At 71.6% G+C, this 20,041-nt stretch carries 18 protein-coding genes; 9 read left to right on the top strand and 9 right to left on the bottom strand.

Going from position 1 to position 20,041, the window contains the following annotated elements; genetic code table 11:
• Positions 1-59: 59 nt before the first annotated feature.
• Positions 60-2,393, top strand: a complete 2,334-nt coding sequence (locus OCEPR_RS12140) for a PKD domain-containing protein (protein ID WP_013456833.1) — start codon at positions 60-62, stop codon at positions 2,391-2,393.
• 77 nt (positions 2,394-2,470) lie between these two features.
• Here the strand turns inward: OCEPR_RS12140 and rplI are convergent, their stop codons facing one another.
• The 7 genes from rplI to OCEPR_RS00930 all read right to left on the bottom strand — a co-directional run bounded on the left by rplI (position 2,471) and on the right by OCEPR_RS00930 (position 7,816).
• The gene (rplI, locus tag OCEPR_RS00965; protein ID WP_013456832.1) at positions 2,471-2,926 is read right to left on the bottom strand and encodes a 50S ribosomal protein L9; all 456 of its coding nucleotides are present in this window, start codon (positions 2,924-2,926) and stop codon (positions 2,471-2,473) included.
• A 9-nt stretch (positions 2,927-2,935) separates the two neighbouring features.
• Positions 2,936-3,190 carry a 30S ribosomal protein S18 gene (gene rpsR / locus OCEPR_RS00960; RefSeq protein ID WP_013456831.1) on the bottom strand — a complete coding sequence of 85 codons (255 nt, stop codon included), beginning with the start codon at positions 3,188-3,190 and terminating at the stop codon, positions 2,936-2,938.
• A complete protein-coding gene (locus OCEPR_RS00955; protein WP_013456830.1) occupies positions 3,187-4,002 on the bottom strand; it encodes a single-stranded DNA-binding protein in 816 nt (271 codons plus the stop codon). The genes rpsR and OCEPR_RS00955 overlap by 4 nt, the downstream gene beginning before the upstream one ends.
• A gap of 19 nt (positions 4,003-4,021) precedes the next feature.
• Positions 4,022-4,330, bottom strand: a complete 309-nt coding sequence (rpsF, locus tag OCEPR_RS00950) for a 30S ribosomal protein S6 (RefSeq protein WP_013456829.1) — start codon at positions 4,328-4,330, stop codon at positions 4,022-4,024.
• Positions 4,331-4,429: 99 nt separating this feature from the next.
• A complete protein-coding gene (locus OCEPR_RS00945; protein WP_013456828.1) occupies positions 4,430-6,118 on the bottom strand; it encodes a right-handed parallel beta-helix repeat-containing protein in 1,689 nt (562 codons plus the stop codon).
• Between the two features lie 88 nt (positions 6,119-6,206).
• Positions 6,207-6,947, bottom strand: coding sequence for an S-adenosylmethionine decarboxylase (locus OCEPR_RS00935; RefSeq protein ID WP_013456827.1), 741 nt, complete (start codon positions 6,945-6,947; stop codon positions 6,207-6,209).
• Positions 6,944-7,816 (bottom strand): spermine/spermidine synthase domain-containing protein, encoded by an 873-nt coding sequence (locus OCEPR_RS00930; protein ID WP_013456826.1) that lies wholly within the window; start codon positions 7,814-7,816, stop codon positions 6,944-6,946. The genes OCEPR_RS00935 and OCEPR_RS00930 overlap by 4 nt, the downstream gene beginning before the upstream one ends.
• A 106-nt stretch (positions 7,817-7,922) precedes the next feature.
• Between OCEPR_RS00930 and OCEPR_RS00925 the strand changes: the two genes are divergently transcribed.
• Genes OCEPR_RS00925 through OCEPR_RS00890 form a run of 8 tightly spaced genes read left to right on the top strand, consistent with a single transcriptional unit; the run spans position 7,923 to position 17,377 of the window.
• Positions 7,923-9,068 carry a class I SAM-dependent rRNA methyltransferase gene (locus tag OCEPR_RS00925; RefSeq protein ID WP_013456825.1) on the top strand — a complete coding sequence of 382 codons (1,146 nt, stop codon included), beginning with the start codon at positions 7,923-7,925 and terminating at the stop codon, positions 9,066-9,068.
• Between the two features lie 34 nt (positions 9,069-9,102).
• A complete protein-coding gene (locus OCEPR_RS00920; RefSeq protein WP_013456824.1) occupies positions 9,103-11,040 on the top strand; it encodes a monovalent cation:proton antiporter family protein in 1,938 nt (645 codons plus the stop codon).
• Positions 11,041-11,065: 25 nt separating this feature from the next.
• Complete coding sequence (locus OCEPR_RS00915; protein ID WP_013456823.1) at positions 11,066-11,791, top strand: (Fe-S)-binding protein; 726 nt, start codon at positions 11,066-11,068, stop codon at positions 11,789-11,791.
• Positions 11,781-13,166: a LutB/LldF family L-lactate oxidation iron-sulfur protein gene (locus OCEPR_RS00910; protein ID WP_013456822.1), complete on the top strand. Its 1,386-nt coding sequence runs from the start codon at positions 11,781-11,783 to the stop codon at positions 13,164-13,166. The genes OCEPR_RS00915 and OCEPR_RS00910 overlap by 11 nt, the downstream gene beginning before the upstream one ends.
• Positions 13,159-14,100: a LutC/YkgG family protein gene (locus tag OCEPR_RS13195; RefSeq protein ID WP_013456821.1), complete on the top strand. Its 942-nt coding sequence runs from the start codon at positions 13,159-13,161 to the stop codon at positions 14,098-14,100. Before OCEPR_RS00910 ends, OCEPR_RS13195 begins: the two co-directional genes overlap by 8 nt.
• A 2-nt stretch (positions 14,101-14,102) precedes the next feature.
• The gene (locus OCEPR_RS00900) at positions 14,103-15,092 is read left to right on the top strand and encodes a dipeptide epimerase (protein WP_013456820.1); all 990 of its coding nucleotides are present in this window, start codon (positions 14,103-14,105) and stop codon (positions 15,090-15,092) included.
• A 33-nt stretch (positions 15,093-15,125) separates the two neighbouring features.
• A complete protein-coding gene (locus tag OCEPR_RS00895) occupies positions 15,126-15,974 on the top strand; it encodes a metal ABC transporter substrate-binding protein (RefSeq protein ID WP_013456819.1) in 849 nt (282 codons plus the stop codon).
• Positions 15,971-17,377 carry a sigma 54-interacting transcriptional regulator gene (locus OCEPR_RS00890; protein ID WP_013456818.1) on the top strand — a complete coding sequence of 469 codons (1,407 nt, stop codon included), beginning with the start codon at positions 15,971-15,973 and terminating at the stop codon, positions 17,375-17,377. The genes OCEPR_RS00895 and OCEPR_RS00890 overlap by 4 nt, the downstream gene beginning before the upstream one ends.
• Positions 17,378-17,383: 6 nt before the next feature.
• Here OCEPR_RS00890 and OCEPR_RS00885 read toward each other — a convergent pair whose 3' ends face one another.
• Entirely contained in the window at positions 17,384-18,100 is a 717-nt protein-coding gene (locus OCEPR_RS00885; RefSeq protein WP_013456817.1) for a hypothetical protein, read from the bottom strand.
• Positions 18,101-18,165: 65 nt separating this feature from the next.
• Positions 18,166-20,031 carry a peptidyl-prolyl cis-trans isomerase gene (locus tag OCEPR_RS00880; RefSeq protein WP_013456816.1) on the bottom strand — a complete coding sequence of 622 codons (1,866 nt, stop codon included), beginning with the start codon at positions 20,029-20,031 and terminating at the stop codon, positions 18,166-18,168.
• Positions 20,032-20,041: the final 10 nt, after the last annotated feature.

The following is a 20,041-nucleotide window of genomic DNA, read 5'->3' as shown; positions in this document are numbered from 1 at the left end:
CGCCGGCCCGCCGCCCCCGGAACCCTGCCCCCAACCTGCACCCGGGACGAGGAGCGCACGTGAACCGACGCTGGAACCCCACCCTTCGCCGTGCGGCCAGGGCCCTGGCCATCGTTTCCGGGCTGTGGCTGCTCGCCGCCTGCACGAACCCGTTCCAACCCGACCCCGTCATCTGGGAGGTCGAACCGGACGCGCTGCTGTTTCGCGGTCCCGCGGGCGTCACCGCCCCCACCGCCTCCTTCGTCCTGCGCAACGCGGGCCGCTCCGCCGCCGACTTTCGCGTCGAGCCGAGCAGCGACTGGATCCTCGTCGAACCGGGAGCGGGCCGACTCGCCCCCGGCGCTTCGGCTGCGCTGCGCGTCGGCGTGAGCGGCTGCAGCGGCGCGGAACTGCGCGCCGGCCTGATCGTGGTTACCGGGCCGGGGGCGCGCGCCACGGTACGCGTGGTGCACGAATGCACCAGCGACAACGCCCCGCCGACCGCGGTGCTCACGGCCTCGCCGCAGCAGGGGGCGCCCCCGCTGAGCGTCGTCTTCCGCGTCGAAAGCTCCGACCCCGACGGCGACGCGCTTGACTGCGAACTCGACTTCGGCGACGGCGGCCCGCCGGTGCGCGTCTGCGGAGGCGAGACGGCGCACAGCTACCTCGAACCCGGTGCGTACACCGCGGTACTGACCGTAAGCGACGGCGTCACCGACACCCAGGCGGCCCGGACGATCACGGTGGGCGCCGCCGATGCGCCCACCTGGGTGGCGGAACCCGCCCGGCTGACCTTCGACGCCACCGTTGGCGGCGCCGCCCCAGATCCTCAGAACCTGCGCCTCCGCAACGCCGGGGGCGCCGCGGGGTCGTTCACGGCGACCGCCGACCGCGCCTGGATCACGGTGAACCCGTCGTCCGGAACGCTGGATCCCGCATCGGAAACGCAGCTCGCCGTCCGCGTCGCCGCCTGTGAAGCGGCCGGCAGCGAGAGCGCCCGCCTGACCCTCGCGGGCGGCGGCGCCCGGACCGAGGTGACGGTGGTGCGCAACTGCGCGTCGCCGCAGAACCGGCCCCCCACCGCCGCCCTCGCCGCCGACCCGACCACGGGCGCCCCGCCCCTGACCGTGCGCTTCACCACCGCCGCCTCCGATCCCGACGGCGACGCGCTGACCTGCAGCCTCGCGTTCGGGGACGGCGCCTCGGCCGCGCTCGCGTGCGGCACCGCCGTCGGCCACACCTACGCCGACGCCGGCCGTTACACCGCGGTGCTGACCGTCCGCGACGGGCAGGGAGGTACCGCCCGGGCCGAACAGACGATCGAGGCGGCGGCGCCCAACCGTCCGCCCTCGGCCACGCTTACCGTCGACCCGGCCTCGGGCACCGCCCCGCTGAGCGTTACCTTCGGGCTCACGAGCTCCGACCCCGACGGCGACGCGCTGACCTGCGCCCTCGACTTCGGCGACGGGCAGAGCCAGGCGCTCTGCAGCGGGAGCGTCGCCCACACCTACGAACAGCCCGGCACCTACCGGGCCGTCTTCACGGTCGAGGACGGCCGCGGCGGCCGCAGTTCGGCGGAGGCGCTCGTGCGCGTCGCCGCGCCCTCCAACCCGGGGGCCTTCGACATCCGGATCCTTTTCGTCGAAGAACCCGCCGACCCCGACGTGCGCGCCGCCTTCGAAAACGCCGCCGCGCGCTGGGAACAGGTCCTCACCGGCGACCTGAGCGACGTCCAGGTGAACGTTCCCGCGGGGGCCTGCCTGGACCGCAACCCCGGCTACCAGGGGACGATCGACGATCTCCTGATCGTGGCCGACGTGGTGCCCATCGACGGAGCTTACGGCATCCTGGGCAGCGCCGGGCCCTGCTACGTGCGCGGCGACGCCGGCCAGCCGGACTACTACCTGCCCTTCTTCGGGGTCATGCAGTTCGACTCGGCCGATCTGGACCGCATGAAGCAGAACGGCACCCTCGAGGTCGTGATCCTGCACGAGATGGGCCACGTGCTCGGGATCGGCACCCTCTGGGAGGCGGGGCCGTTCGCCTTCCTGAACCACAACGCCGCCAACTGCCAGGACGCCAGCGACGTGACCTACGACGGCCCCGCGGCCATGGACGCCTGGCATGCGCTCGGGGCGGTGGGTGAGGTGCACGTGGAGAACACCGGGGGTGCGGGAACCAAGTGCGGCCACTGGCGCGAGGCCACCTTCGACACCGAGCTGATGACGGGGTGGATCGACGGCGCCGTCGCGCCCCTGAGCCGGGTGACCGTCGGCAGCCTGGACGACCTGGGGTACGCGGTGAACTACGCAGCAGCCGACGGCTACGCCCTGCCCAGCGGCGACCTGGCCCAGTTGGCGGGCGGGGAGCGGCTCGAGGAGGTCCTGATTCTGCCCCAGCCCCCGACCCCCTAGCCCGGGCGGCGGACGCCGCGCACGACGAAAGAACCGCCGCCCCACGGGGCGGCGGTTCGGTACGGCGGGCGAAAGGCTCAGCCGCCGTTTTCTTCGCTCTCGACCACGACCTTGAGCTGGATGGGCACCTCGGGGTGTGGCTTGTAGACCAGCTCGTAGCTGCCCAGCTCCTTGATGGGCTTGGCCAGCTGCAGGCGCTTGGGGTCGATGGTGATCTCGTGCTGCTTCTCGAGCGCCTCGGCGATGTCGCGGCTCGTGACCGAGCCGTAGATCTTCGTCTCGCCCGCCTTGACCTTGAGGGTCAGGGTAAGCGGCTCGAGGATCTCCTTGAGGCGCTCGGCCTCGGCCTTGCGCTCGGCGGCCTTCTTGGCCTGGGCGCGGATCTTGGCCTCGAGCGCCTTGAGGTTGGCCTCGGTGGCGAGGGCCGCGAGCCCGCGCGGCAGCAGGTAGTTGCGGGCGTAGCCCGGTTTGACGTTGACGACCTGGCCCACGTCACCGAGTTTTTCCACGGGTTCGAGCAGGATGACTTTCACGGGGGCCTCCTACTTACGGACCAGCTTCTCGGTGAAGGGGATGATCGCCAGGATGCGGGCGCGCTTGATCGTGGTGGCGAGGCGACGCTGGTGCTTGGCGCACACGCCGGTGCGGCGACGCGGCAGGATCTTGCCGGTCTCCGAGATGAAGCGCTTCAGCATCTTGGCGTCCTTGTAATCGGTAATCTCCAGTTCGCCGGTGCAGAACTGGCATACCTTGGGTTTGCGGAACCTGCGGGGTCCGCGGGGTCTTCTGCTGCTCAAAACGGTAAATCCTCCTCCGGTGGGAAGTCTTCGAGGCCTTCGTCGATATCCACCCCGCCCGTCTGGGCCTGCTTGGCAGGGGCACCGGTCCCACCACTACGTCCGGGGCCACGTGCGAGGCGTTCCAGCCGGTTGGCTTCCACCCGCGTGGTGAAGCGGCGCTCTCCGGTCTGCGTCGTCCACGAGTCGTTGACCAGGCGTCCCATGACGAAAAGGCCGCCGCCCTTCTTCAGGCCGGCGGCCCACTCGGCGAGTTCGCGCCAGGCCTGCACGTCGAAGAAGTGCGTCTTTTCCTGCTCGCTGCCGCGCGAGACGTAGCGCTCGTTCACCGCCAGGCCGATGCGGATGACCGCCGTTCCCTGGGGGGTGTAGCGCAGCTCGGGGTCGCGGGTCAGGTTGCCGATCAGGACCACCTCGTTGAGCCCTTCGCGCAGGCGCTCCTGGCCACGGGCGTCGGAGACGGTCTGCTCGTCCCCCTTGTCCGCCCGGTCGAGCACCTCGATGCGGTCCACGCGCACGTCCACCGCGCTGCGGCGGCCGCCTTCGGCCTCCCAGCTGCGGTAGTCGAGGCGGCCGTCCACCAGCACCGGGGTGCCGGCGGTAAGCTGCTCGACCAGCATCTCGGCGTAGCGCCCGAACATCTTGACCCGGTGGTACCAGGCCAGCTCGCGCTCTTCGCCCGTCTCGGTGGTGACGCGGTCGTTGCCGGCCACGGTCACCTCGAGCACCGCCAGACCGCCCGGGGTGTAGCGCATCTCCGGGGTCTGGGTCACGGTCCCGATCAGCAGGATTCGGTTCAAACCTTTCGCCATAGGAACATTCTAGCTTAAGCTAGCCCTTCTTGGTCTTCCACTCGGGTCGGTCGCGCACGATGAGCACACGCCGCACGTTGTCGCGGATGCGCAACTCGGCTTCCAGGGGCGCGGCTTCGCCCGCCTCCATCTCGACCGTGTAGAAGATGTAGTAACCTTCCGGGTCCTTCTCGATGGGGTAGGCGAGGCGGCGGTTGCCCCACTCGTCGATCGCTTTCACCTCGGCCTTGTGCTTGTCCAGCGCCGCCTGGATCATGTCCTTCTCCAGCTGGAGCTGGGTGGGCTCGAGGTTGGGGTTCAGGATGATCCCCACGTCGTACTGTGGCATGTTCACCCCCTTTCGCTCGTGGGCTGGCCCGACTCGGGCCGCAAGGTTTGATTATAGCAGCTCCCCGCCCGGTCCGGGCGGGGAGCTGGACCGCGCCGCTCAGGGCAGGTCGCGCGCGCCCAGGTCGCTCGCGTCGGGCCGCGGCTCGGCCTGGAGGTGGCGCCGGTACTGGTAGTCGATCGGGGGCAGGCCCTCGGGCAGGGGCTGGGCTTGGTCGCGGACCAGCGGGGTGTCCACCGGCTCGAGGGTCGCCGGGTCGAGGGGAACCGGAGCGCCGGCGACGTCGAGCAGGTTCTCCACTCCGGTCACCGTGGGCGCGCCCGCCGCCCCGGCGTAGTAGCACTCCGAAGCCGCCCCGTCCATCTGCCAGTCGTCCGAGAGCCAGTTCACGCCGAAGTGGATCGTGCCCTGGTTGTTGTCGTCCAGGCAGAAGTACGAGGCCTCGCCGCTCTCGCCCGTGAAGTAGACGATGTTGTTGAACATCTCCACCGTCTCCAGCGAGCGCGAGGGGGCGTCGCGGTTGCCCAGGTAGAAGAGGCGGAAGCGCCAGGCGTCGTCGCGGTCCTGCAGGACGAGCACGGTGTTGCCGTAGAAGTAGAGGGTGCCGTTGTGGGAAAGCGCGGGGTCGTTGTCGCTGCCGTAGTGAACGAGGTTGCCGGACTTGGTCGTGCTGCCGACGTGGCGGAAGAAGTTGCCGTAGACGTAGCTCTTGCGGTAGGCGGCCTCGGCCTCCTGCACCTTGGCGAGGCGGTCGGGGTCGAGGCCAGGGCAGTTGTCGACGCTGTCGCAGCCCAGTTCCCGCAGGTACTCGGAGACGAGATACCAGGGCGCGGCGTCCTCCACCTCGACCAGGTCGAGGGTGCGCGCGCTCCCGGAGTCGAACCAGTTGTAGCGGATCACCGATCCGGCCACGCGCTCCTTGAGGGTGACGCCGTCCGAGCCGGGGTCGTTGGGGCCGAAGCGGTTGTACTGGTAGACGACGCCGATGGCCTGGATGTAGACGCCGTGCTCGAGGTAGCTGCCGGCCTGGCCATGGCCGTGCAGGTAGTTCCCCTCGATGAGCAGGTTGCGGGTGAGGTGGGCCTCGTTGTAGCCCTGCGACATCGTGAAGATGCCGTTGCCGCAGTTCTCCAGTTCGTTGCCGCGGATGACCACGTCGTCGGCGGCCTGGATGCGGATGCAGGCGGCGCCGTCCTCGTAGTTGTCCGTAGAGCCGTCCATGCGGGTGTAGGTGAAGGTGTTCTTGGCGTTGCGGATGTGCAGGCCCTCGATGACGACGTGGTGGACCTTGAGGTCGTAGTCGCGGTTCCAGATCAGGACCATCGCCAGCCCTTCCATGGGGGCGTAGCTGCCGTAGGCGCCGGCGTCGTCGGGGTCGTTCACCGCCCCGTCGCCGTCGAGGATCGGCCGTTCGCCGTTCGGGCCGGGCACGCCGCAGACGCGCAGGGGTTCGGCCTCGCTGCCGTCGGTGCGGATCACGATCTTCTCGCGGTAGGGCTCGTCGCGGTAGAAGATGCGCACGGTGTCGCCTGGGCCGAGGGCGTCCCAGGGGACGTCGTGGAGCGAGGTGTAGGGCTGGCCGGGGCCGACGGCGTAGTCCTGGCCGCTGCCGGTGTGCTCGCAGACGACGGGGTTGTAGGGCGGAGGGTTGGTTCCGCCGCCGTTGCCGTCATCGCCGCCGCCGCCATTGCCGCCGCCGTTGCCGCCGCCGAAGGGTTGGCAGGCGGCAAGCAGCAGGAGCGCGGCGGCCGCCAGGATCGATCGCATCTTCCAAGGTTTGTTTGGCATGTGTCCTCCCCTACTATACGTAAGTAGGGGCATTCTACCATGTTTCGTTATTATTTTATTTAACTATTACCTTAACAATGTTCTGGTATCACAAGCGTGAAAATATCGTGCGCATCTCGTCGAGAACGGCCGCCAGGCGGGCCTCGTCGACCGGCTTCCCGGGGGCGAAGTACTCGGCGGGGTCGACGGCGGTGCGCAGCAGTTTGAGCTGCCAGGTGTGGGCCGGGGGGAGGGCGCGCTCGACGCGCTCGAACTGGTCCAGGATGGCGGGGTCGATGAAGTGGGCGATCGAGGGCACCTCGTGGTCCATGAAGACGTGGGAGCCGTCCTCGGCGCGGGTGTAGCCGCGCACCAGGTAGTCGATGACGACCACGTCGGTGTCAAAGAAGCGGAAGATCTCGTCGAGCGAACGCAGCGGGCTGATCTCGCCGCAGGTGGAGAGCTCGATGTCCACGCGGAAGCCCAGGATCCCTTCGGGGTGGGCGAAGTCGGGGTAGGTGTGGGCGGCGATGTGGCTCTTGTCGAGGTGCATGCGCACCGAGGACGCCCAGGCGGGCGCCGCCCCCGAGCCCGCCTCGTCGGAGAGCAGCAGCAGGGCGCTGGCGCCGTAGGGCTCGTAGTCCTGCTCGCTGGCGGAAAGCACCTCGGCGTCGATGATCTCGGCGATGCGCTCGAGCAGCCCGCGGATGCGCGCGGCCGCGTAGCGCTCGTTCAGGTAGGCGGCGTAGCTCTTGCGGTCGGCCTCGTCCTGGGCCACCACGAAGTCGTAGAAGCTGAAGCTGAGCAGCTTGCGAAGGTTGTTGAAGCCGCTGAGTTTGAGTTTGCTCACGCCGCCCCCTGCAACAGCGCCTGCAGGCGGGCCGGCAGGGCGAAGGCGGCGGCGAGCGCCTCGGGCCCGGTGTGGGCGAGCTCGAGCCCGCGCTCGTGCGCGCGCAGCTCGAAGAGCGCACGGTGCTCGGCGTAACCGCCGGGGATCAGGTCCGCCGCCCCCGCGAGAACGAACCCCCAGAGGCTGTAGAAGCTGGGAACGTTCATTCCGTAGCTCACCACCCGGCCGAAGACCGAGCCCAGCGCCCCCCGCACCCGGCGGTGACCGGCGACCTGGGCGGGGGTGAGCGGGCCGGCCTGGGTGGCGAGCACCGCCCCCGGGGCGAGCGCCGCGGCGAGTTTGCGGTAGAACTCGGGGCCGTACAGTTCGGCGGCGGGGGACGAAGCCTCGCTGGCGTCGATGAGGTCGCCCACCACCACGTCGAAGCCGCCCGGGGTGTGGTCGAGGTAGGCCACGATGTCCTCGTGCCGCAGCTCGAGCCGCGGATCGTCCCAGGCCCCTTCGGCCCAGTCGGGGATCAGGCGCTTGCAGAGACCGACGAACTCCTCGTCCAGGTCGACCATCACCACCTCGGTCACGGTGGGGTGGCGCAGCACCTCGCGCAGCGTCGCCCCCTCGCCGCCGCCCATGATGAGGACCCGCTTCGGGGCCGGGTGGGCCAGCATCGCGGGGTGCACGAGGGCCTCGTGGTACAGCCCCTCGTCGGCCTCGCACGACTGCAGGTCGCCGTCGAGGGCGACGCAGACGCCGTGCACCTTGCTGCGGAAAAACAAGTAGTGCTGCCATGCGGTGCGCCCCACGGCGAGCACTTCTTCGATGGAATGCCGGACCTGGTCGCTGGCGTTGAGGTCTTGCCTGAGCTCGAGCATTTCACCTCCCGTGAGCCCTTGCGGGCCCCGTCTCACCGCCCACTCTACAAAATGCGGCCCGCGGCCGCCGCGGACGTCCGCCCCCGCCGCGGCGTAAGATGGAGCGATGCACGCGCCCATCCTGCGCCTCGACCCCTCGCTGGAAACCGCGCTGGCCTCGGGTCACCCCTGGATCTACCGCAACCACCTTCCCCCCCACCGGCTCGAGACCGGCGACTGGGTCCGCCTGGTCGCGGGCCGGGCGGAGGCCGTGGGCGTCTACGACGCCGCGGGTCAGGTGGCCGTTCGCCTCTTCGCCCGCGAGCGCGTGCCCGCCGCCGCCGACCTGGCCGCGCGGGTGGAGGAGGCGCGGGCGCTGCGCCGCCGGTGGGTGCCGCCCGAAACCGACGCCTACCGGCTCCTCTTCGGCGAGGGCGACTTCCTGCCGGGGCTGGTGGCCGACCGCTACGGGCGCTTCCTGGTGGTCAAGGCCTACAGCGAAGGCGTGCGCCGGGCGGTGCTGCCCGCGGTGGTGAAGGCGCTGGGGCGGGCGCTGAGGCCCCGGGGCATCGTCCTGCGGAACGCCGAGGGGCTCGAGCCCCTCTACGGCGAACCGCCTCCGCCCAAGCTGACCGTGCGCGAGCGCGGCCTGCGCTTCGTCGCCGACCTGCACCGCGGCCAGAAGACCGGCCTCTTCCTCGACCAGCGCGAGAACCGCCAGAAGGTGCGCGAGCTCGCCGCCGGGGCACGGGTGCTCAACCTCTTCGCCTACAACGGCGGCTTCTCGGTCTACGCCCTCGCCGGGGGGGCGGCCTTCGCCCGCAGCGTGGACGTCAGCGAAGGCGCGCTCGCCGACGCCCGCGAGAACGCGCGGCTGAACGGACTGGCGGAGCGGCACGAGGCCGTGCGGGCCGACGTCTTCGAGTTCCTGAACGCCCACGAGGAGACCTACGACCTCGTCGTCCTCGACCCGCCGGCGCTGGCGAAGAAGCGCGCGCAGCTGCGCTCGGCGCTGCGGGCCTACGTCCGGCTGGGCGCGGGCGCGATGCGGCGGGTGCGCCCGGGCGGCCTGCTGGCCGCGGCCAGCTGCACCGCCCAGGTGAGCCCGACCGCCTTTCGCGAGGCGCTCGCCGAGGCGGCGCGGCGCGCCGGGGTGCGCACCCAGATCGTGCACGAGGCCGGCCACGCCCCCGACCACCCGCTCCGGCCCGAGTTCCCCGAGGGGCGCTACCTGAAGTTCGCCGTGCTGCGGGTGCTGGAGCCCATCGGGTAAGCTGCTAGGTGTTCCGCCCTCGGCGGCCCGTCCTATGGAAGCCCTCAGCGAAATCCTCGTCCTCGTCGGCGGCTTTTTCATCCTGGCGCTCGCGGCCAACACGATCGGGCAGTACGTCACCCGTTACAACCTGCCGCTGATCAGCGGCTTCCTCTTCGCGGGCATCCTGATCGGGCCCTACGTGCTGGGCATGATCACCCCCGAGGAGCTCGAACGCCTGCGCTTCGTCGACGAGATGGCCCTGGCCTTCATCGCCTTCGCCGCCGGGGCCGAGCTCTACCTGGGCGAGGTGCGGCCGCGGCTGCGCCCCATCGCGGTCATGACCGCGGTGCAGACCTTCACCATCGCGCTCGTGGGCGCCTGGGCGGCCTACCACCTCTTCGGCTTCATCCCCGACCTGGGCGAGCCCGCGCGCCGCGCGGTCGCCCTGATGACCGGGGTGGTGCTGGTGGCCCGCTCGCCCTCCTCCACCATCGCCATCATCAACGAGCTGCGCGCCAAGGGGCCCTTCACCCAGCTCGTGCTGGGGGTCACGGTCGTGACCGACGTGGTCGTCATCGTCCTCTTCACCCTGGCCTACGAGCTGGCCCTCGTCTGGGTGCACGACCGGCCGTTGGGCCTGGGCTTCCTGCTGCTGCTGGCGGTGGAGATCGCCGCCTCGGTGGCGCTGGGCTACCTGCTCGCCGCCTTCTTCCGGCGCCTCATGGCCACGCGGCTGCACGCCTGGCTCAAGGGCGCGGTCGTGCTCGCCGCGGGCTACGGTATCTTCGCGGTGAGCCACGTGCTGCGTGCGACGAGCGACCGCTTCCTGCACGCCCCGGTGACGCTCGAGCCCCTGCTCATCGGCATGATTGCGAGCTTCCTGCTCGTCAACTACACCGGCTTCCGCGACGAGTTCTCCAAGATCCTCGAGGACCTGGGCCCCGCGGTCTACATCGCCTTCTTCACCCTCACCGGCGCGGGGCTGGCCCTCGACGTGCTGGGCCGCGCCTGGCCCATCGCCCTCGCCCTCTTCGCCGCGCGCATGGTCGGCATCTTCTCCGGCTCCTTCCTGGGCGCGCTGCTCGCGCGCGAACCCCTGCGCCACGCCGCCTACTCGGGCCTCGCCTTCGTGACCCAGGCGGGGGTGGCCCTGGGGCTCACCAAGAAGGTAGCCGACGAGTTCACCGGCTTCGGCGAGCCCTTTGCCGCGGTGATCGTGGGGCTGATCGTGCTCAACCAGCTCGTGGGGCCGCCGCTGTTCAAGTGGTCGCTCCTGGCCGTGGGCGAGGCCCACCCCCGGGGGCACGCCGCCTTCGACGGCGTGCGCGACGTCATCCTCTTCGGCGACGACGACCAAACACTCACCCTCGCCCGCCGCCTCACCGCCGACGGCTGGCAGGTGCGGCTGGCCACGCCCGACCCCGAACGCGCCGGCGAGCTGGCGGCGGCGGGGTTTCCCGTCATGCCCTACCGCGAGCTCGACGAGGCGACGCTCGCGGCGCTCGAGGCCGAGGGGGCCGACGCCGTCGTCTGCCTGCTCTCCGACGCCGAGAACCACCGCATCTGCGAGACCTTCTACGAGAAGTACGGCACCGAGAGCCTGGTGGTGCGCCTGGCCGACCGCAGCTGGGCCCCGCGTTTCCAGGAGCTGGGGGCCCTGGTCGTCGACCCCAACATGGCCACGCTGAGCCTGCTGGAGCAGTTCGTGCGCGCCCCCCAGGCGGCGAGCCTGCTGTTGGGGCTGGAAAAGGGCAAGCAGGTCGTCGACATCGAGCTGCGCGACCCGACCCTGCACGGGGCGCTGCTGCGCGAGCTGCGGCTGCCGCCCGACACCCTGGTGCTGGCCATCCACCGCGACGGCCAGGCCATCGTCACCCACGGCTACACCCAGCTGCGCCTGGGCGACAAGGTAACCGTGATGGGCAGCCCCGAGAGCCTGCGCGAGGTCGAGCTCAAGTTCGCCGCGGCGGGAACGGGGCGTTCGGCCTGACGGGGCCGGTATAATCGCCCCATAGATGCGCGTCTGCTTCTTCGTCACCTGCCTGGCCGACCAGTTCTTCGCGGAAGCCGCCGCCGACGCGGTGCGGCTCTTGCGGGCGCTGGGCGTGGAGGTCCGCTTTCCCCGCGCGCAGACCTGCTGCGGCCAGCCCGCCTTCAACGCCGGGCACTGGGGCGAGGCCCGCAGGATGGCCGCCCACACCCAGGACGTCTTCGAGGGGTGTGACTACGTGGTGCTGCCCTCGGGCTCGTGCACCACGATGCTGCGCGCCTACAGCCCCCGCCTCTTCGAGGGCGACCGCCCCCGCTACGACACGGCGCTGGACCTGGCGGAGCGCAGCTACGAGCTGGTGGAGTTCCTGGTGCGGGTGCTGAACGTCGGAAGCGTGGGCCGGGGGCTCGCGGGCCAGCGGGTGGCCTACCACCACGGCTGCCACGTCAGCCGCGAGCTGGGCATAAAGGAGGAGCCGGTGCGCCTGCTGGAGGCGGCCGGGGCCGAGGTCGTGCCCTGGGAGGCCGACCAGGAGTGCTGCGGCTTCGGCGGCGTCTTCTCGGTCAAGAACGCGCCCGTCAGCCTGGCCATGGCCGACCGTAAGCTCGACACCCTGCCCGAGGTGGACGCGCTCACCTCGGCCGACGGCGCCTGCCTGCTGCACCTGGCCGGACGCGCGAAGAAGCGCGGGCTGAAGGTGCCGGTGCGGCACGTCGCCAGCCTGCTTTGGGAGGCCCACCATGGCGGCTGAGGGGTACAAGGCGGCGGCCCGGCGCACCCTTGAGCGCACGCCCGAGGTGCGCGAGGCCGTCACCCGCGCCACCCTCCACTTCGACGCGAACCGCGCCCGCGCCTACGGCGAGGTCGAGGCCGAGGCCTGGCGCGACTGGGCCGCGGCGACGAAGCGCCACACCCTGAGCCGGCTCGACCGCTACCTGCTCGAGGCCGAACGCCGCCTCACCGCCCGCGGGGCCGAGGTCCACTGGGCCGAGGACGCCGAGGACGCGCAGCAGATCCTGCGCGAGCTGGCCGAGCGCTACGGCGTGCGGCGGGTGGTCAAGGGCAAGAGCATGCTCAGCGAGGAGCTGGGGGTGAACCGACTGCTGGAGCGGTTGGGGGTCGAGGTCTTCGAGACCGACCTGGGCGAGTACATCATCCAGCTCGCGGGCGAGCCCCCCAGCCACATCGTCGGCCCGGCGATCCACAAGGGGCTCGAGGAGATCCGCGCCCTCTTCCACGAGCACCTGGGCACGCCGCCCGACGCCGGCCCCGAGTCGCTCGCCGCCGCCGCCCGCCGGGTGCTGCGCGAGGCCTTCCTGACCGCCGACATGGGCATCAGCGGCGCCAACTTCGTGGTGGCGGAGACGGGCACGGTGGTGCTGGTGGAGAACGAGGGCAACATCCGCCTCACCACCAGCGCGCCGCGGGTGCACGTGGCGCTCGTGGGCATCGAGAAGCTGCTGCCGCGCGCGTGCGACCTGGAGGTCTTCCTGCAGCTGTTGGCGCGCGCCGCCACCGGCCAGAAGATCGGCACCTTCGTGAGCCTGATCAACGGCCCGCGCCGACCCGAAGAGCCCGACGGGCCCGAGCACCTGCACGTCGTCTTCGTGGACAACGGCCGCACCAGCGTCCTCGCCGACCGCGAGATGCACGAGGCGCTCGCCTGCATCCGCTGCGGCGCCTGCCTCAACGCCTGCCCCGTCTACCGCCAGACCGGCGGCCACGCTTACGGCCAGGTCTACTCCGGGCCTATCGGCATCGTGCTCACCCCCGGCCTCAAGGACCCCCGCCTGGCCGAGGACCTCGGCTACGCCTGCAGCCTCTGCACCGCCTGCGCCGACGTCTGCCCGGTGAAGATCCCCCTGCCCAAGCAGATCCTCGCCTGGCGGGTGCGCAGCGCAAAGCACGCGCCCGCCGCCGAGCGGCTCGCCTTCGCGGGCTACGCCGAGGTGATGACGCGGCCGCGCTTCTACCGGCTTTCGGGCAAGCTGCTCCGGATCGCCGCGCCCCTCACCGGCGCGCCCTGGCTGCCCGTCCTGGGCGCCTGGGCCGCGGGCCACGGGGCGATCGAGCCCAGCCCCAAGAGCTTCCGCGAGATCTGGGAGGAGGAACTGGACGGTGCCTGACGCCAAGCGCCGCATCCTCCGCCGCGTGCGCCGCGCCCTCGAGGGCCGCTGGCCGGTCGAGGCGCCCACCGGCCCCTGGCGCCCCGCCGCCGAGGCCGCGAGCGCGGTGGAGCGCTTCCTCGCCCACGCAGAGGCCAGCGGCGTGGAGGTACGGCGTTTCGAAAGCCCCGCCGCCGCCCGCGCCTGGCTTGCGGACTGGGCCGCGGGCTTCCAAAGCGCGGCGGTGAGCCCGCGCGTGCCCGCGCCGCTTGCCCCGGCGCTGCCCACCGCCCCGCCCGAGGAGGCCGGGCTGGGCGTGAGCCGCGCCCTCGCGGCCGTGGCCGACACCGGCAGCGTGCTGCTTTCGAGCGCCGAGGGGCGAAGGCTGCAGCTCCTGCCCCCGGCGCACCTGGTCTGGGTGGACGAGGCCGAGGTGGTCCAGCACCTGGGCGAGGCGCTGGGGCGGCTCGCAGACGACCCGCCCAGCGCCCTGGCGCTGCACTCGGGCCCCAGCAAGTCGGCCGACATCGGCCAGATCATGGTGCAGGGGGTGCACGGCCCCGGGCGGCTGGTCGTGGCGGTGGTGCGCGGCCTGGCGGAGCTGGAGGCCGGCCCCGCGGAGCCGCCCCCCACGCGCGAGGCCCCTTCTCACACCCCCGAGGCCACACCCCCCGCGGGGCTCGACTGGGCGGCCGTGCGCGCGCTCGAGGGACGCCGCCTCGCCACCAAGCGCGGCGACGCCTTCACCGTGGAGAAGGTCACCGAGAACACCGCGGTGGTGCGGGTGGGCTCGAGCAACAAGACCTACACCCTGCGCCGCCACTGCCTGGAAAAGGCCGCCCGCCTGGCCGCATCCGGCACCCCCATCCCCGGCCCGGTGGCCTACCGCAAGCTCGCCTGCAACGAAGCCCCCGCCTACGCCTGGGCCGTCCTGCGCGCCCTCGGCCGCGTCTGACCGTGCGCCTCGACTGGCGGACCTACACCCTCGAGCTGGCCCACCCCTTCCGCATCGCCCACGGCACCAGCTGGACGCGGACCGCCGTCTTCGTGGACCTGGAGGGCGGCCTCGGCGAGGCCGCGGTGGTGCCCTACCACGGCGAAAGCGTGGAGGCGGTGACCGCCTACCTGGAACGGGCCCGCGCCCGGCTCGAGGGCGCGCCCGCCAGCCTGCAGGGCAGGCTCGCGCGCCTGCCCGCCGGGGGCTCGCGGGCGGCGCGGGCGGCGCTGGAGATGGCGCTCTTCGACCTCTGGGGCCGGGCGCTGGGCGCGCCGCTGTGGCGGCTCTTCGGCCTCGATCCGGACCGCGCCCCGCCCACCTCGTTCACCGTCGCCATGGGCGACCCCAACGAGATGGCCGGCCTGGCCCGCGCCGCGAAGATGCCCGTTCTCAAGCTCAAGGTGGGCTCGGAGGACGACCTGGCGCGGCTCGAGGCGGTGCGCGCCGCCCGCCCCGACGCCCGAATCCGCGTCGACGCCAACGGCGGCTGGACGCCCGAGACCGCGCGCCGCCTCCTCCCCGAGCTGGTGCGCCTGGGCGTCGAGTTCCTGGAACAGCCCCTCCCGCCCGAAGAACGCGCGGCCTACGCCGAGCTGAAAGGGAGCCTCCCCCTCTTCGCCGACGAACCCATCAAGACCGTGCGCGACGTGGTGGAGTGGGCCCCCTACGTGGATGGGGTGGTGATCAAGCTGGCCAAGAGCGGCGGCCTCGCGCCGGCGCGGGCGATGATCGAGACCGCCCGCGGCCTCGGCCTGCAGGTGATGCTGGGCTGCATGGTCGAGACCCGGCTGGCCGTGGGCGCGGCCGCCCACCTGGCGCCGCTGGCCGACCACGCCGACCTCGACGGCCCGTTGCTGATAAAGAACGACCCCTTCACGGGCCTGGACTACGACGGCCCCCGCCTCGTCGGGCCCACAGGCCCCGGGCTCGGCGTCCGGCCGCGAACTTAGGAAAACCTTCACGGGCAAGGCTAAGATGAGGGCATGAAGCGCGTTCTCGTCCTGCTCACCCTCCTCGCCGGCCTGGCGCTGGCCGAGCGTCCCCTGGCCGTGGCCACGATCCCCCCGTACGCCGCGCTCGCCCGCGCGGTGCTGGGGGACGGCTGGCAGGTGGAAAGCCTGGTGCCACCCGGCGCCAACCCGCACGTCTTCAGCCCCACCCCCGCCGACGTGAAGAAGGTGGCCCGGGCGCGGCTCGTGATCCTGAACGGGCTGGACCTCGACGAGTGGATGATCGACAAGCTGGTGCGCCCCAACAACCTGCAGGCGAGGGTCTACCGCGCCGAGGACTCGACCAGGCCCCTGGTGCGGCCGCTGCCATCGGGCGCGCCCGACCCCCACGTCTGGACCGACCCAATCGCCATGACCTTCGTGGTCCGGGACCTGGCCCGCGTCGCCGGAGAGCTCGACCCCGAGAACGCCGCGGCCTATCAGGAGCGCGCCCGCGCCTACGAACGCGCGCTCACCGAGCTCGACCGGACGATCCGCGTTCGGCTGGCCGCGGCGCCCACGAACCGCTTCGTGGCCTTCAAGAACCCCTTCACCTACCTGGTGGCCCGGTACGGCCTCGAGCGCGTCTATCTGATCACCCCCAACCCCGCGGCCCAGCCCAGCCCCCGCGAGCTGGCCGAGGCGGCGAAGGTGCTCGCACGTAGCGGCCTTGGTTACCTGGTCGCGCCGCTGCAGCTCGAAGGCGAGGCCGAGCGCGTGGCCCGCACCCTGGGCGTGAAGCCGGCGCTCCTCGACCTGCTGGGCCAGACGGGCGACGACTACCTGGCCGTCTGGGAGGCCAACGGGCGCATCCTGGCCCGGGCGCTGGGCGCAGAGGAATGAAGCGGCCGCGCACCCTGGGCGAGCTGAAGGCGAGCGGCTGGCCGCTCGAGCGGCTCTCGCGCAGCGTCCGCGACGAGGCGCGGGACAACCTGGCGGCCAAGCTGCGCACCGGCGAGCCGCTCTTCCCCGGCGTCTACGGCTACGAGGAAACCGTCGTTCCCGCGCTGGTGCGGGCGGTGCTGGCGCGGCAGCACTTCATTCTGCTGGGGCTCCGGGGGCAGGCCAAGACCCGAATCCTGCGCAGCCTGGTGCGCCTGCTCGACCCCGAGCTGCCGGCCCTCGACACCCCGCTGCGCGACAACCCGCTGAAGCCGGTCAGCCCCGAGGGGCGGCGGCTGCTCGCCGAAGCGGGGGACGACGCCCCCCTCGTCTGGCTCGCCCCCGAGGACCGCTACGTGGAGAAGCTGGCCACCCCCGACGTGACGGTCGCCGACCTGATCGGCGAGCTCGACCCCATCAAGGCGGCGCGCCGCGGCGAGGGGCTCGGCGACCTGGAGGCGGTGCACTACGGCCTGATTCCCCGCGCCAACCGCGGCGTCTTCGCCCTCAACGAGCTGCCCGACCTGCCGGCCCGGGTGCAGGTGGCGCTGTTCAACGTGCTCGAGGAGGGCGACGTCCAGGTGCGCGGCTTCCCGCTGCGGCTGCCGCTCGACGTCTGGCTCGTTTTCAGCGCCAACCCCGAGGACTACACCGCCCGCGGGCGCATCGTCACGCCGCTCAAGGACCGCATCGACGCCGAGATCCGCACCCACTACCCCCGCAGCCTGGCCGCGGGGATGCGCATCACCCGCGCCGAGGCGCGCCTGCCCGAAGGCGTGCGCATCCCCGACTTCGTGGCCCGCGCGGTGGAGCGGGTGGCCTTCCTGGCCCGCCGCGACCCGCGCGTGGATCCGGCGAGCGGCGTCAGCCAGCGCCTGGCCATCGCGCTGCTCGAGCAGGTGGCCGCGGGGGCCGAGGCCCGCGCCCTGACCCACGGCGAGGCCCCGCTGGCGCGGCCGCGCGACGTCTACGGCGGCCTGGCGGCGATCACCGGCAAGCTCGAGCTCGAGTACGAGGGCGAGCTCGTGGGGGCCGAGGCCCTGGCGCGGGAGCTGATCGCCCGCGCCTTCGCCGAGGAGTGGGGCGAACGGCCGGGGCTCGAGGCCGTGGCCGCCTGGTTCGAGGAGGGGGGCAGCCTGGAGCTGCCCGACGCGGCGGAGGCCGCCTGGGCGCGCGTCCGGGAGGTGGCCCCGCTCGCGGAGCTCGCCGCGCCGCACGCGTCGAGTGCGGCCGAGGGGGTCGCCTGGGCCGAGTTCGCCCTGGAGGCGCTGGTGGGCCGGGGCGCGCTCACGCGCGCCGAGGCAGGGTACCGCATGGCGCCTCCGCCCGAGGCGGCGGGCGGCCGGGAGACGCTGCCCCCCTGAGGCGGGCTAGCCGAGGTTGCGTTTGAGGAGGTTGATCAGCTCGGAGAGCTGCTGGCTGAGCTCGCGGTTCTGCTCGACCAGCGTTTCCAGCTTGGCCTCGAGCTTGCCCTCGGAGGCCTGCTGCTCTTCCTGGGCCCGCCGCGAGACCTCGATGGGAATGGCCTTGAAGAGCAGCGAGGTGTTGCCGCAGATCGGGCAGATCAGCCCCGCGGGGGCGACCGAAGGGCCGTAGAAGATGCGGGTGGAGTCCTGGGGGCAGAGCAGGTACTTCTGCCCGCCCGCCTCGCCCAGGTAGACGCGCTCGGCGAGTTCGTGCGCCTCTTCGGAGGCGAAACCCACGTAGTAGTCGCCGCCGATCTCGACGTAGCCTTCGGGGAGGACCTCCCGCGTGGGCACGAGCTCCGACTTCAGCCCGCTGGGGGGCGAGATCCAGGCGAGGCCGTTCCACTTGAGGTGGCGCAGGTGGCGTCGCCCCTGGTGGTCCTCGACCTCGATGATGAGGGTGACCTCCGGGTCCTTGGGGTAGTAGAAGAAGCGCACCGCCCGCACGCCCTCCAGGCCTTCCTGCGGCGGCAGGGTGTACGAGAGCGGCCCCTGGCCGCGCTCGGGGTAACCGACCATCCGCTCCAGGTCCTGCCGCGTCAGGCCGGGGGTGCGCTCGTCCCCTTCGAGCAGCAGGCGCACTTTCCGGAAGGCGCGTTCCAAACCCGGGTCGGCTTGCATACCTCCAGTCTACCGCAAAAAGGCCGGCCCCCAGGGGCCGGCCTGCACCGCTCGGGTTCGGAGGCCTAGTTGGCGCCTTCGCCCGCAGGCTGCGCCTCGGCGGGCGCCGGCGTCTCCGGCGCGCCCTGGTCGGGGGCCTGCTGGGTCGCGGGCTCCTCGGTCTTGGGCGCGAGGCTGCCGAGCACGTCGACGATGTTGTTCTCCACACCGGCCTGCTGCTTCAGCTGGTCGATCCACTCGGCGGCCAGCTTGGCCCGCTTGGCGGCCAGCGCCAGCTGCTCGGCCTCGGCCTTGACGGCCTCGAAGGGCTTCTTGACCTCGGCCTTCTTGTCTTTGACGAGGACGACCATGTAGGTCTTCTGGTTGTCCTGGCCGGGCAGCTCGACGACCTCGGAGACGCCCCAGTCGCCGGCGCGGGCGTAGTCGGCGTCGGTGGCGAAGACCAGCTGCTCGACAACCGGCGGCAGGCCGCTGCCGGGGTTGACCGTGCCCAGGTCGCTCACCTGGCCGCCCAGCCCCTTGGCCAGCTCCTCGAGGGGGTCGCCGGCGATCAGTTTTTCGCGGAACTTGTCGGCGGTCTCCTTGTCCTTGAAGCTGACCGTCTTGACGGTGGCCGACGCCGGGATGCTGAAGCGCGCGGGGTTCTCCTCGTAGTACGCGCGCACCTCGTCCGGGGTCACCGTGACGTCCTTCGTCTTCCAAAGCTGCACGTCCTGGGCCTTCTGGGCGCGGGTGCCGATGAAGGGCTCGCCCGAAGCCTCGGCCTGCTGCAGCAGCAGCTCCTCGGTGATCAGCTGGTCCGTCGCGGCCGGGAAGAAGAAGGAGACGGCCAGTTCGCCTAGGCCCTGCTGGATCAACTGGGGCACCTGCTGGTCGGAGAAGACCACCTGGATGACGTCGGCCAGCTTGATCGTCTTGTCCCCCACCTTGGCCACGTCGGGGTTCTTGTACTCGTAGGGGATCTGCTCCTCGGTGAACTTGACCACGGCGCGGTCGCGCACCTCGCGGATGTAGTTCTCCACCGCCCCGTTCTGCTTGACCGAGAGGGCGTCGCTCTTCACCCGGTCGGCCACCTCTTCGTAGGGGACGTCGCCGCCGGGCAGGAACTCCTCGACCTTGACGATGTAGTAGCGGCCCCCGGTCTCGATGACCTCGGTCATGCCGCCGCTCTTCAGCTGGAAGACGGCGTCGGCCACGGGGGTGGGGAAGACGAGGCGGGTGACGGGGCCGGGTTCGCTCGAGCCCGGCTCGGCGCCCACCGCGCCGCCCTGCTCCGCGCCCACCTTGGAGTACTGCCGCGCCAGCTCGGCGAAGTCGGCGCCGCCGATCAGCTGCTTGTAGACCTGGTCGGCGGTGGCCTGGTCGTCGAGGACGATCTGGCGCGCCTTGACGCGGTCCTCGGCGGCGTACTCGCCCTTGTGCAGCTCGTAGTAGAAGCGGGCCTCCTCGTCCGTCAGCTTGACCTTCTTGCGCAGCTCGTCGATGCGCTTCTGGATGCGCAGCTGGGTGCGGATCTCGTCGCGCAGCTGGCTGTCGGTGTAGCCGATGGACTGCAGGAAGCGGTCGTAGCCCTCGCGGTCCGTGACCCCCAGGCGCTCGCGCAGCTGGTCCACCTGCTGCTTGACCTCGGAACTGGAGACGCGGATGCGGGCGGCGTCCTGCCGCAGCGCCTCGAGGGTGATGACCTGTTCCAGGAAGTAGGTGTCGATCAGCGGCCGCAGCACCCCGGTGGGGTTGAGGGTGAAGAGCGGGTTCGTCTGCGCTTTGCGCATCAACTCCAGCTCGTTGATGGGCTGGCCGTTCACGTAGAGGATGGGCCGGCCCTCCTGCTGCGGGTTCCCCTGCGGGGTGAAGAGGAAGATGGTGCCGATGGCAAAGGCCGCAGCCAGAATGCCGAAGATGATGGTGATGGCGCGTTTACTTATTTTCACTTGACGTCCT

It is taken from the genome of Oceanithermus profundus DSM 14977, assembly GCF_000183745.1.
Classification (GTDB): Bacteria; Deinococcota; Deinococci; order Deinococcales; family Marinithermaceae; genus Oceanithermus; species Oceanithermus profundus.
Note: the sequence above shows the minus strand (reverse complement) of the source record. Positions and strands in the feature narration are given on the sequence as shown.